This is a genomic window from Coleofasciculus sp. G3-WIS-01 (assembly GCF_040223135.1).
Lineage (GTDB): Bacteria > Cyanobacteriota > Cyanobacteriia > Cyanobacteriales > Coleofasciculaceae > Coleofasciculus.
Genome location: NZ_JAVJZI010000270.1, coordinates 1 through 13,237 on the forward strand (window position 1 = coordinate 1; position 13,237 = coordinate 13,237).

Here is a 13,237-nt window from a genome sequence, read left to right on the forward strand (position 1 = left end):
CTGTAAGAGAAGGGTGCGAAGAAATATGTCAATGTCAAAATACCCAAAAAGACCGAGCAGAGAGGATTCTATTCTTTGTATCTATGCTAAATGAAGAAAGTTGGCTTTTGCTTTAGCAAAACTTATAGGTAAATCTGCCAGCCGAGGATAATTAGCTTATCAATCCCCGTATCAAACGCCGCACCGGGGTATTTAGACTACTTGAACTAAATCATCAGATGCAATCGCCCCTGGTTTCAATCCCTGATAGGAATTCAAGGGAATTTGAAAAATCAAGACAACTTGAAAAATCATTCCGTCCGCTGTCAAATCGACTCCCCGTGTATAGGAAAATATTCAAATCTAATTTAATGACCTCTAACATTTCCCCATGGATAGTATATCACAAGAGCGCCCAGGGGTTGAATAAAGCCTCAACCAACACAAGCTTTATAACCAATAAGCTATCATTTACTACCGCGACCGCGCCCAGGAGCGCCCAGGGGCTTACCCAATTAGCACCTGAAACCCTTGCTATTACGTTGATTTTTGCCAAAATTGAAAAAGTTGCGAGGCGCACGAATACATAACCGATAAGTTATACAACTCTATCAATGACTATATACTACACAGACAACTTAGAGTGAAAAGTCAGAACAAATGACAAATGACAATCATCAAGGCAATCCCTGAGAGACAAAACCTGCCCAATAATAGGGATGAGAAAAAGGCTGCTTCTTCTTCGCCAACAACTGCAAACACTGCTGCTGTACCTGAATCTTATCCGCTAAATCCCGCCACTTCTGGCACTCAGCAACATCACCCTTAACGTTGGCATGATTCCGCCAAGTCATCGCCTGATCATACTGCTGTTGCAACGACTTGCCAATCTCCCCTTGATAATTCCTGGCAAACTCCTCTCCGGTTAAATTCCGCAATTTAATCTGACCCTGCTGTAATGCCTGAGAACGGCTCATCCCCGCCTGACGAAAATTGTAGTAAAAAATCGCTAACAGGGCGCTGGGTAAGTCCTCTACCGACCACTGCGTACTCACTACACTCCTGGCTCCAGCACAGAGAAATCCTGTGGCTAAACTGAGTAAATCATCGGTAAGTTTGTTAACACTAAAATTGACCTCGCAGCAGCAGGCAAATACATCAGATAAATTAGGCATTCGCCAACCGGGGCTGATGAGTTGACTCAGGGTTAGAGAACCATCCCCTAATACTAAATAAGAGTCTAGGGGTTGCATCGGATTCGATGTGGCATGATGGCTAGAGTGGAGAACTTGCACCTGTGAGGCTAAGGTTTTGTATTCGGTTACTGTCGCCTTGCGCCCTTGCAGGCGTTTGTCAGCAGAAACGCCGTAGGATTGGGCAAGGGTTTCGCATTCGTAGCGGGTGAAAAGTAGGTCTTCTGTGGCATCTTCCACAATACCCATTGTTGGCTGATTTGGGATTGGCGGGCGTTGCTGGCAATAGTAGAGAATTTGGCAGCTTGGTACAATGCGAATCCGGAATAAATCGCCTAAGTAGGTGGTGGGAGTTAGGGTTACTTTGGCTTGAGATTTTTTGCCAATCACTAACCCCCGTGTCTCTCCATCTCCCTTACTTTTCACGGGATCTAGAAAACCTCTCTCCAAACCTCTCTCCATCCCCCCTTGCCCCCCTTTGAAAGGGGGGTTAGAGAGAGAAGGCTTTGAATTATCCCCCTTCCGGGGGAACGTCTCTATCCCATCAATCGGTAATGCAGCAAAGGGCATTTGATGTAAACGCAAATGAGGCACAATAATTAATTCCTCAATTCCGGTGAGATATTGATAAATAAAATCCTTTAACTGCAAACGCTGGGCAAGTTCTTGGAGAAACGTTTCTATGTTTTCTCGCCATTCTTTATTTGCCCAACGATAGGGTATAAACCAGTTTTTAGTTATCCAATTCTGGAAGGTTTCAAATCCCTGTCCCTGGCAGGTATAGACTTGCGGACTCTGATCCTTAAGTAGGATAAAAATATAGGTATCGTCATTCGTGGTATAAAAACTCAGCAGGGCAGTAGTATCATTTTCGATTAACTCCTGCATTTGGTCTAAATTAAGATGTTCCACCTGAATTTGTCCCGCTAAGACTGGATCATAACGGCGCAGTTGCTTCCAAACCTGTTGTTTTTGTTCCTCTAATCTCTGAATTTCTGCTAGGTTTGCTGCCAATGCTTCCCCATCCGGCAATCGACGACTCTCTGTTAAGGCTGGCATCGCTTCTGTTTGAGAACTAAACCGTAGGCTATTAATCCGCTGCTGTAGTTCCTCATAGTCAATTAACAATTCTTGGACTTCTGGAATAATTTCTCCCCCTGGGTTAAGCACATCACTCGCCATCAATTCAACTAAGCGTTGACAACGGAAGCGTTCGGTATATTCTAAAGCTTTGCCAATTTCACCGATATTCAGATAAGCTTGAATAATTCTTTCGTAGACATAAATTGACTCTGTGAGAATCTCCTGGCGGCGTTCTTCATCAATCACCCAGTTACGGCTTTGTTCGACAGCTTGAATGGCTAGTTGATAACTTTGAATCGCTAATTTAAAATCCTGAGTATTCCAGGCGAGGTTGCCTAAATTTTGGCTAGTTTGGAAGCACTCAATTGGGAATCTATTAGGAGTATAGACAAGTAAAGCGTTATGATAATGTGCGATCGCGGCTTCTAAATTCTCAGCCCTATCCCCGCCTATTCTATAACTGTAGGCATTCCCCAGATTGTTTTGAGTCATTGCCCATTGTTGGGGAAAGTCTGACTGGGTACAGACAAGTAAAGCGTTATCATAATGTGCGATCGCGGCTTCTAGATTCTCAGCCCTATCCCCGCGTATTCTATCACTATAGGCATTCCCCAGATTGGTTTTGGTTGCCCAATATTGGGGAAAGTCTGACTGAGTATAGACAAGTAAAGTGTTATTAAAATGTGCGATCGCGGCTTCTAGATTTTCCGCCCTATCCCCGTGTATTCTCTTACAGTAGGCAATAGCCAGATTGTTTTGAGTATTTGCCCATTGTTGGGGAGAGTCTGACTGGGTACAGACAAGTAAAGCGTTATGATAATGGGTGATAGCTTTTTCCAAGTTTTCAGCCCTATCCCCGCGTATTCTATCAAAATAGGCAGCGGCTAGATTGTTTTGAGTAGCTGCCCAATCTTGGCGAAAGTCTGACTGGCTAAGGAAACGTAAAGCATTATGATAATGGGTGATAGCTTTTTCTAAATTATCCGCCCTATTCCCGCGAATTCTATCACAGTAGGCATTAGCCAGATTGTTTTGAGTCATTACCCAATCTTTGGGAAAGTCTGACTGGCTAAAAATGGGAACAACAGCTTGATATCCAGCAATCGCAATTTCTTTATTACTAGCGATATTCCCCAACGTAAACTGTCCCATCAAATTACTGAAAGATAAAATAGCCTCAGCGAGGGATTCTGCGACTTCTGGTTCAAGTTTAGCTAATGTTTCTTTTGCCCATGCTGTCAGTATATGAGCGAGTTTATCATCCAGCTTATTCAGATTATTTTGTAGCAGAGGGTATATTGACTGAGGACGATTATCATCTTCCACTATCTGCAATACAGATATTAAGAAATTGAGATAGTCTTGGAGTGTTACCGAGGTATAACCTAACCCCCCTAACTCACCTTTGCTACTAGGCAATGGGGGAGTATTTCTCCCCTCTCCTTGCAGGAGAGGGGCAGGGGGAGAGGTTGAATCAATTCCCAGAATTTCCGCTAATTCTGCTGCTAACGCTAGTAACCAGTTCGCCGCATTCTCATTCCCCACTTCTGCCATTTGCGCCGCAACTACTACCATTACCTGCACGAACTCCTGATCCACTAATTCGGCGTTCGCCTGTAACAAGGAAAGTTCTTCCCCATTGGGACAATTCAAGAGGAATTCAATCAGGTTAATATAGGCAGTCATTCGTTGTTCATCCATTGGTGTTTCTCCTCAGTATTCAGAACGTTTACATAAACAGAAGATTGAACATAAACGATTAAGGTTTAGTCGTTGATCCCCCCCAGCCTCCCTTCAAAAGGGAGGAGATATTCATACCAATTTGCGTTCCAAGATAACAGATAGAGTAGATGGGGAGAGGGGGAGATGGGCGAAAATAAAGTTTTATATTAGACTGCAATTTGGTATCAAGCCCTCCCTTTTCCAAGTTCGATAAATTGAATCCCTGTTTTCCAGGAGAGAGATATTCAAGCCCCCCTTAAAAAGGGGGGTTGGGGGGATCTACATCTCCACCACCTCAAACGCCTGATAAAACCCCCGCCAATTTTCCTCTCCTTCCAAATTAACCCACAATTGATGCAACCGTTCAGTATCCCAAATTGGTGCAGGTTCCTCCTTATTTGGTTTTAACCAGGGAAACTCTAACCAGCGATTTACCACAATTCCCAAAAACTCTTCTTTTCCCAGAGTATCAAACTTAATTTTATCTTGCTCACAGATTGCCCCAAGCTGAGGCATGAGAATTGTTTCTCCCGTGAGGCGATTCCTTGGCGCAAACGCGGCTGATGGACACATTACATACTGACTCTCACTGCCGCGATTCAGTAATAATAAATGTCCCGAATCACACTCTAAATCAATATGCATCATCGAGGGAATATTCACCCCAATCACAGGTTGTTTTCGCGTCTTCCCCAGAGGAACCACTAATTTTTTATCCCCCGGATTAACCGGAGTAAATCGAATCCAATCTGCTGGAGAATCCGCCTGCTTTACCAACCCCTGCCAAATCCAATCCAATTGCCATCGCGGAAACTTATGCTGCCACAACCACTGATAAACCACCTCCCACGCGCCTTTTTTACCCCGTTGTCGCTGAATTAACGGCGCTGTATTCACGCCATCTTGTGCCATTTCCGCACCAAACACCTCCACCAGCCGCCGAATTACATTTTGTATGGTTGTATTAATTGAGGTTTGACAATTAACCCCCAGTAATGGTTCTGTCTGACTCATTTCTTTGGCAATATCTGTATGATACACACGAGACTCCCGACGCTGAAACCGCAGCGGAAAGAAGATGCGTTCTCTGAGATTTTTATCGGTAATATCTCGTGGAAATAACTGCTGGTTGATATCGTCCAAAAAGTTTTGATTGTAATTCATAGTGTTAACCCTCGGTTTTTGACATTTTCACCCTCATCCCCTAGCCCACTTTTATCCCCCTCCCGTTTCCCTTCAAAGCCTAACTTTTTAGGGGAAGTCTAGAAACCTGAATCGGGGCGGGTTTAGTCACATCTGGATGCAACCAAAAAGATAGTAGTGAAACCCGCCCCTACACAATCTCTCACTCAAAACCAGGTTCCCTTGAATGAAGCAAATGATAAAAACTTACCTCCTTTCGTTGTGTCACATATCGTGAAAAGTTAGCTTCTTGCTCCCCTCTTGCTCCCCTGTGTACTCATTCCCCCCTTTCTTAATTCCCCCTTTCTTAATTCCCCCTTTCTTAATTCCCCCCTTTCTTAATTCCCCCCTTTCTTAATTCCCCCCTTTCAAAGGGGGGCTAGGGGGGATGGGGGCTAGGGGGGATAGATAGGGGCTGGGGGTGAGGGATATTGTGGCTTAACTTGACCTAGATACCAAGGATGGTGCCCCTACATTTAACGTAGCAAAACCGATGTCAATTGTCAGTAGAAATACCCTAAAAAATAAAACCTACTATTTCCAGCTATTTCCAATTATTTTCCTCTATTTATAAACCGTTACGCCCTATTTGTAGATAATTATCGGCAATTTACCCCAACCCCAATCAATCGAATCACTTTTTCTAACTACCTACTTCCTGTTTTCAATCTATTTATTCCATCGCCAGACTAGACCTCATAACCCTAAATTTAACGAGGTCAAGCCATGAAATCCCCAACATCCAAAACCTGGAAAAAGAAACTCTGGCTATTAGCCGAATTCCTAATTCCTAATCTCATCGACTGGTTATTCAAATCCAACCTAGAACCCGGAGTCAGTCTTTGCTTCCTACTGTGGAATTTGCTGATGGATGAAGAGACGCAATCCGATGAACACCAACGCCGCAAATCCTGGCTCACCTTCTTAATTCTTTCTGGTATGGCGTTAGCGATATCATTCAGTTTTCCTGCTTCCTCTGTAGATTGTGAGACATCCATTAACCCTCAAATTGGTCACGATTTATAGTAGAAGGCAGAAGGTAGAAGGGAATAGGAGTGCGAGCGGTTCGCCTACTTCTTACTGTTGCACAATTTTCGGCTTTTCACCCATTAACCAATAGGTTTTCATTTTACCCTTGCCTTTAACCCGGATAAATCCCCGTTCGACTAACTCAAACTTGTCTCGCAAGCGCTGGTAAGTTATCTCAGTTACCTGAATTCTGTCCGGTTGACCGCGAGATTCCATGCGACTAGCGATATTCACCGCATCACCCCAAATGTCGTAGCTAAACTTAGTTGTGCCAATGACGCCAGCAATAACGACTCCGGTGTTAATCCCAATCCGCAAACGAAAATTCTTACCCGTTGAGGTATTGATTTGTTCAAGGCTCTGTTGCATATCCAGTGCCATTTGCGCGATCGCATCGACATGGTTGCTCTGAGGGGTAGGTAGTCCGCCAACTACCATATAAGCATCACCAATGGTCTTAATTTTTTCCAAACCATGCTTTTGGGCTAATCGATCAAACGTAGAAACGATCATGTTGAGCAAGCTAACCAGTTCTTGGGGAGAAATCTGACCCGCTAGTTGAGTGAACTTCACCAAGTCTGCAAATAAAATGGTCACATCTTCATGTTTCTGGGCGATTAATCCTGGCTCATGTTGCAACTGCTTGGCAATAGTTTGGGGCAAAATATTGAGTAACAAGTTCTCAACTTTTTGCTTTTCCCGTTTTAAAGCCGCATCGGTTTGCTTGCGTTGGGTAATGTCATGAAAGAAAACTGAGAGTCCTTCATAGGAGGGAAAAGCCCGTACTTCAAACCAGCATCTGATGGGTGGGTAGAAGGCTTCAAAGGTGACAGGACTCTGTTGCTCCATCGCTTTGTGATATTGCTGCTCAAATATTGAACCTACCGTATCGGGAAAAGTGTCCCAGATATTCTGACGTAGTAATTCTTCAGGTTGGCGGTGTAAAATTTGAGCGCCGACTTGATTAACATAGGTAAACTGCCATTGCCGATCCAAGGCAAAAAACCCATCGGTCATGCTTTCGAGGAGTTCGACGACTTGCTGATCTGATACTCGCTGCTTGGCTTCGACTTCCTGGCGCCTAGCAACTTGGCGATTTAACCGGGTTAAATTCAACCGTAGTTCCATTTGGTTAATCACCTGACGGCTGAGGGCTTGGAGGGCGGTGATCTGTTGCGGTGTGAGATCGTGAGGAATCTTGTCAATCACACACAGGGTTCCCAGGGGAAAACCATCTTCAGTGACTAAAGGAGCGCCCGCATAGAATCGGATATTGGGATCAGACGTTACTAGAGGGTTTCCCGCAAACCGCTCGTCTTCTAAGGCATTGGGTACAACCATGATATCTTCGGGATTCAGAATAGCATGAGCGCAAAATGCCTGTTCTCTGGGTGTTTGTGTCGCATCGATGCCCACTTTTGACTTAAACCACTGGCGATTTTGATCAATCAGGCTAATTAGGGCGATGGGAGTCCCACAGATGTGTGAGGCTAAAGCTGTGAGGTCATCAAAGTCTTGTTCGGGTAGTGTATCAAGGATGTTGTACCCCCGCAGAGCTTTGAGCCGCTCTGCTTCGTTGGCGGGTAAGGGTGCAGCTTGCATCGGGGGTTGGGTAGAGGAACGCCGACGCGATCGCAGCGACATTATCGTGTTATATAAACCTTTACCAAGTTTTGCCAGCCATCTGATGAGACTGACAATTCCTCTAAGCAGATTTTTTTTTAATCGTTTACGTTGACGATTCGGCTTAAACAAGGGTTAACCGTTTTAAAACACTGCACAATGTATCTAAATGGTAGCCACACCACTTGAAGGATGAACATTAATGACTTGCTGGTAACTATTTTGACTGAAACCGTGAAAACTTGCATAAGCCCTAAGCATCAATTCCGACTCATAAAAAACAAAAAAAGGTGGGTAATACCCACCCTCTTGTTCTATGTGTTATAATTTAAAGTCAGCTTTGCTTAACAGGTTCCTTGGCTAAGAACTTCTCCAATTCTGTCAACGCATCCGCATCAACCTTGGTCTGCATTGGGCAGAACTTAGGTCCACACATTGAGCAGAATTCAGCCGTTTTATAAATATCTGCGGGCAACGTTTCGTCGTGATATTCTTTTGCCCGATCGGGGTCAAGTGATAACTCAAACTGGCGATTCCAGTCGAAGTTATAACGGGCGAGGGAGAGTTCATCGTCTCTGTCTCGTGCGCCCGGACGATGGCGTCCAATATCGGCAGCATGGGCAGCTATTTTATAGGCAATTAAGCCATTTCGCACGTCTTCAGCATCAGGTAGTCCTAAGTGTTCCTTGGGTGTTACATAGCACAGCATGGCTGTCCCATACCAACCCGCCATTGCTGCCCCGATCGCGGACGTGATATGGTCATAACCAGGGGCAATATCAGTCACCAAGGGTCCGAGCACATAGAACGGTGCTTCGGAACACTCTTCCATCTGCTTTTTGACATTAAACTCAATTTGATCCATCGGCACATGACCCGGACCTTCCACCATCACTTGCACATCATGTTCCCAAGCGCGGCGAGTCAGGTGTCCCAGGGTTTTCAGTTCGGCTAATTGCGCTTCATCAGAGGCATCATGAGTACAACCTGGACGCAGAGAATCGCCTAAACTGAACGAGACATCGTACTTCTTGAAAATCTCGATAATATCGTCGAAGTGAGTGTAGAGAGGATTCTGCTTATGGTGGTGCAGCATCCACTTCGCCAGGATACCGCCACCGCGAGAAACAATACCAGTTAGGCGATTTCTCACTAAGGGTAGATGTTCAATCAGAAGTCCCGCGTGAATGGTTTGGTAATCAACCCCCTGCTGGGCATGTTTCTCAATAATCTGGAGAAAGTCATCCGGGGTCAGGTTTTCTATCGTACCGTGAACGCTTTCCAGAGCTTGATACACGGGTACCGTACCAATGGGTACAGGGGAAGCGTTGATAATCGCCGTGCGGATTTCATCTAGGTTCCCACCCCCCGTGGATAAATCCATCACAGTATCGGCGCCATATTTAACCGCCAGGTTCAACTTAGCGACTTCTTCGTCAATATTGGAAGAATTGGGAGACGCACCAATATTGGCATTGACTTTACACTTAGACGCGATGCCGATACACATCGGTTCTAAGTTGGTATGGTTAATATTGGCAGGAATAATCATTCGTCCCCGCGCCACCTCATCCCGAATCAGTTCTGGGGAGAGGTTTTCCCGCCCTGCGACATAATGCATTTCCTCGGTAATCACACCTTGGCGGGCGTAGTGCATTTGTGTAACATTACCCTGTCCCTGCCGCTTAGCGACCCATTCTGATCTCATATTAGATTCCTTTTAATAAACCGCTTCCCTCCGCTGGTCTTAACCAGTCTCAGGTTCTCAGGGTGTAATCTCAGCCTGGTTGCTCAGGCACCCCTAGCTTTAGTTGTTCATCGTACCACTAGGCTTGGGTGAGGGGATAAAGCTTTATAAAAGTTTACGTTTGATAGATAAACCTTAACCCGTAGGGCTCTCTGGGATTTATGGTGATAAGTTTTACTTATCACCATAAATCCCAGAGAACCAATTGAAATTCCCAAAACTCCACTAATTTCTAATAATTGTGTCAGTGTTGGCGGGTTCTACTTGTGTCAAGAATTGGAACGCCTTAACAATATAAGCCGCACATTCTTGAGGAGACATATCATAAAAAGCACGCCAAGCTGCTGCCTTATATTCATCATACTTATCTGCTCGTTCTGGATAGCGTTCCAACCAGCCTAAACGGACAGCATGACCAATCAAAACATCAAGAACAATGTATTCTTCAATTTCCAACTCTGGATTCCGTTCCAGTATTGCGGCTAATTCCACAAGTGCTTCGATATTCACCTGTCGATAGGTTGGCACTTGAATTTTATTGAGTAAATGCTCAACCCGCAGGGCAAAATTCTTTTCCCCAGGTGTCATTTCTGAGAGCAGAGGTTGGCTATCGAGGCGATTGCGACGCTCTAATTTATCGCCGATCACCAAACCCTTACAATGTTTCATCACTTGCCAAACTTTCGGGTAAAAATCTTTAGGCACTCGACCCGCACTACCATCAAGTTGTCGTTTTCTCAGCCAATTTCCTGCTGTAGTAATGTCTTCATCTATATAGATTTGATCCTCTGGCAATATTACCCAATTAATCACCTGTTTCGGTTGCTTAACGCGCAGGGATTCTTGTTGGCGTAACTTTTGGTTAATCCCTTCATATCCCGCCAAACAGGAACGCAGCCGCATTTTCATGTCAAAGGGACTCAAGTGCATCAATTCTTCATAAGCTTCATCCTGAGTCATCCCTAATTCAGCCGCCACTTCACTCGTCAACAGCAGAATTAAATAGCCAACCCGCAGCGTGAGCAAGCCATCAACCAGATGAGGTTCGGATTTAATCAGAATACTTAAGTAAATCAAGAGTTCTTGAGTCAAAACGCGATCGCGAATATCTTCTCGACAAAACTCGTCAATTTTTGCCTGGATTTCCAGGTTAGACATTGGGTTTTTAATCAGGGAAGCCTCACTATACGCTTTTCCTACCGTTATCTGTTTCCCCCGCACCAAAATATCTGTCACCGCATCCGACAAGCTAATTTCGACTTTATTCAGTAATCCCGCTGCTTGACGAATCACTCCCCAGTAAGGAGAGGCTCCTTCACTACTGGCTTTGATGTACACTTCATTCAGCAAATCCGTCACCGTCACCACTCCTTTAGGTTGACCAAACCCTGTATCAAAATCCAGTCCCCGCAAGTTTTTCAAGGTGCGTAATAATTCAATTTGCTCATAAAGATTTTCTGAATGCCGTAAACTATCGAGCAAGAGTTGGAGATTCGTTTCGCATTCCAGCAAGAATTCCTGCGTATGACTTAACTGACCATTTTTTCGCGGACTATTTCTCAGGTAATAATCAGGCGGTGCAGCATCTTGAACCGGAGACTCACTAAACTCAAATCCTTGCATCACATCAATGCGTTCAACTCCGGCTGTAAGCGTTAACTGATTTAAACGCCCTAACTTGACCCGCACCCCATTACATAGTCCATCTTGCAATTCTTGGATTAATTCTAGTAACGCCGAACCCTGAAGTTGTTCTTGTCCCGGATGACTGGCTTCCTCTCCCGTCTGCACCATCTGGTGAGTTAATAACAGTGTCATCGTTGGACGTCCTAACTCACCCCAGTGGCGTTGAATATACGTCAGTTCACTTTTAATTTGAGCCACCAGGAAATGATAATCCAGGGTTAAATAAAACTGTTGTTGGTCTAAAAACGCGGGTAAAAACACAATCGTTTCTTTCCCGAAGCGAAAAATGCGGGAGGTGGTCAAACTTCGCAGGCGTCGAATCGGACGTCCGCTTAATCCTAAGGCATCACACCGTCCAATTTGGGCATACAATCGGGATAGGTCAGTTGCCTGACGCACTTGAGTAGGATCAACTTGTGTCGGGGTCTGTGTGGCAATCCCATAAGCTGCCAGTTGCGCTTGTAACGCTTCATCCTCTGCCAATAGGGCAATTTGTACCACCGGATCTTGGTGACGCCCTACAGAAAAATGACGCCCTAAGGGGTCAACATCTCCCCGCGTAATTAATCCGTCATGAAGCATTTGGGCAAGTAGATACAAACTCTGCGCCCAGACAAGAGGCAAATTTTCATTGGGTTTGCGATTCTGGGAATGAGGAGAAGCGCGTTCAGCTTCAATTTTGTCTGGTGGAACGTAATACACTTCGGGTAATAAGCGCATCCCGTCTCGCTCAACCAGCAATGTATCCAAACGCCCCAGATAATTCCGCGCCCACTCAACGTCTCCCCGGAACCAGCCATCCAGGGCTAAGTAGGTAAAAAATAGGGGCCACTCGCATTCAATATGTTCAAATTGTTGCAGTTCCCAGGGTTCATAGTGCAAGCGGGTGGTATTTTCTAATACCGTTTGATGTCCATCCCGCAAGAACCGCTTACACCCGTATAGTCCCTGTAATTTATCGACAATCTTTTGACGAGTTCTATCGAGCAGTTCCACGTCTTCGATGGCAAAGGCGGGGAACCCGATTACACTTAACAATGCCGCATCGGTTTCCTTGGAACTTGACTCCCGTGGTAACAGAGATTCTAACGTAATCCGCGATCGCGCAATTTCATCGGGAAGGACATGAATTACCGAGGCTTGAGAACCCCGCACGCCAAATAAATCTAGCCCGTTAATCGCCTCTAATGCGGCTTTTGCCATGCCGACGGAACTGGCGTTCAATTCAGGATTACCGTGATTAACTTTATTTCCCCGTTCCCAGATCCCGTAATCGGGTGTCCGATAGGTACGACCAATGTAATACACCAGATTCTGAATGAAATGCACTTCAGCAATGGTGTAAACAATGTGTAACCCTGATGCCGTCATCTGAGCCAGCATCAACAGGAATAGGGAAGTGGCATCTAGCTGCAAATGACCCCACTCATCATCCCCCACGACTACATCGCCAGTGCTGGTATTATACTTGGCGTGCAGCGCGTCTAGCAGAGATTGGCTGTCTTTGAACCGTTCCACTTTGGCGGCTTGCCGCATCATGCAAAACAGCAGCCCCCGCATTAGTTTGACCACACTCTGTTCTAGTTCAAAGGTGCGCCCACTATCGACGTCGAGCTTGCTGTAAGCTAACGCTAATCCCCAAACCGCCAAAATGCTGTAAACGTTATCCCTAACCCAGGCATCGGTGTAGTCACCATGGGCATTCACTGCCGTACTGGCGGGTAATAGTCCTGTAATTGGATTTTGGCGATCAATAATAACGCGAATCTGCTGGTAATAATGGTCGAGTCGAGTTGGCAGTTGAGCCGCGATGATAGCCATTTCTTAATCAAACTTTAAATAAAATTTATTTTTCCGGGCTCGTTGTCTGGCTGAGAACCAGAATGGGTTTTTCTACCGAGATTTTTGTCACTTTGACCCAATACTTGTCCTTTTGCCAACAATTTGTTATATTAATTTACATATTAATTTACACAATGTAACTAAAACAACT

The 13,237-nt window shown here is 45.1% G+C and carries 6 protein-coding genes and 1 riboswitch; of the genes, 1 reads left to right on the forward strand and 5 read right to left on the reverse strand.

Annotated features, from left to right (window positions below; genetic code table 11):
- Positions 1 to 656: 656 nt before the first annotated feature.
- Both RIM23_RS28610 and RIM23_RS28615 read right to left on the reverse strand, forming a co-directional pair.
- Positions 657 to 3,956 (reverse strand): CHAT domain-containing protein, encoded by a 3,300-nt coding sequence (locus RIM23_RS28610; RefSeq protein ID WP_446371599.1) that lies wholly within the window; start codon positions 3,954 to 3,956, stop codon positions 657 to 659.
- 300 nt (positions 3,957 to 4,256) lie between these two features.
- Positions 4,257 to 5,141 (reverse strand): hypothetical protein, encoded by an 885-nt coding sequence (locus tag RIM23_RS28615; protein WP_446371601.1) that lies wholly within the window; start codon positions 5,139 to 5,141, stop codon positions 4,257 to 4,259.
- 744 nt (positions 5,142 to 5,885) lie between these two features.
- Between RIM23_RS28615 and RIM23_RS28620 the strand changes: the two genes are divergently transcribed.
- Positions 5,886 to 6,185 (forward strand): hypothetical protein, encoded by a 300-nt coding sequence (locus RIM23_RS28620; protein WP_446371603.1) that lies wholly within the window; start codon positions 5,886 to 5,888, stop codon positions 6,183 to 6,185.
- A 51-nt stretch (positions 6,186 to 6,236) separates the two neighbouring features.
- On the opposite strand, the gene RIM23_RS28625 is transcribed toward RIM23_RS28620, so the two are convergent.
- The 3 genes from RIM23_RS28625 to RIM23_RS28635 all read right to left on the reverse strand — a co-directional run bounded on the left by RIM23_RS28625 (position 6,237) and on the right by RIM23_RS28635 (position 13,065).
- Entirely contained in the window at positions 6,237 to 7,943 is a 1,707-nt protein-coding gene (locus RIM23_RS28625; protein ID WP_446371605.1) for an adenylate/guanylate cyclase domain-containing protein, read from the reverse strand.
- Positions 7,944 to 8,145: 202 nt separating this feature from the next.
- Positions 8,146 to 9,519 (reverse strand): phosphomethylpyrimidine synthase, encoded by a 1,374-nt coding sequence (thiC, locus tag RIM23_RS28630; RefSeq protein WP_446371607.1) that lies wholly within the window; start codon positions 9,517 to 9,519, stop codon positions 8,146 to 8,148.
- 8 nt (positions 9,520 to 9,527) lie between these two features.
- A riboswitch (TPP riboswitch) is annotated at positions 9,528 to 9,624 on the reverse strand.
- Positions 9,625 to 9,783: 159 nt separating this feature from the next.
- A complete protein-coding gene (locus tag RIM23_RS28635) occupies positions 9,784 to 13,065 on the reverse strand; it encodes a glycoside hydrolase family 15 protein (RefSeq protein ID WP_446371609.1) in 3,282 nt (1,093 codons plus the stop codon).
- Positions 13,066 to 13,237 lie beyond the last annotated feature (172 nt).

Coding starts and splice junctions, on each gene's coding strand:
- RIM23_RS28635 (WP_446371609.1), bottom strand. CDS start 13,065: ATGGCTATCATCGCGGCTCAACTGCCAACTCGACTCGACCATTATTAC.
- thiC (WP_446371607.1), bottom strand. CDS start 9,519: ATGAGATCAGAATGGGTCGCTAAGCGGCAGGGACAGGGTAATGTTACA.
- RIM23_RS28610 (WP_446371599.1), bottom strand. CDS start 3,956: ATGGATGAACAACGAATGACTGCCTATATTAACCTGATTGAATTCCTC.
- RIM23_RS28615 (WP_446371601.1), bottom strand. CDS start 5,141: ATGAATTACAATCAAAACTTTTTGGACGATATCAACCAGCAGTTATTT.
- RIM23_RS28620 (WP_446371603.1), top strand. CDS start 5,886: ATGAAATCCCCAACATCCAAAACCTGGAAAAAGAAACTCTGGCTATTA.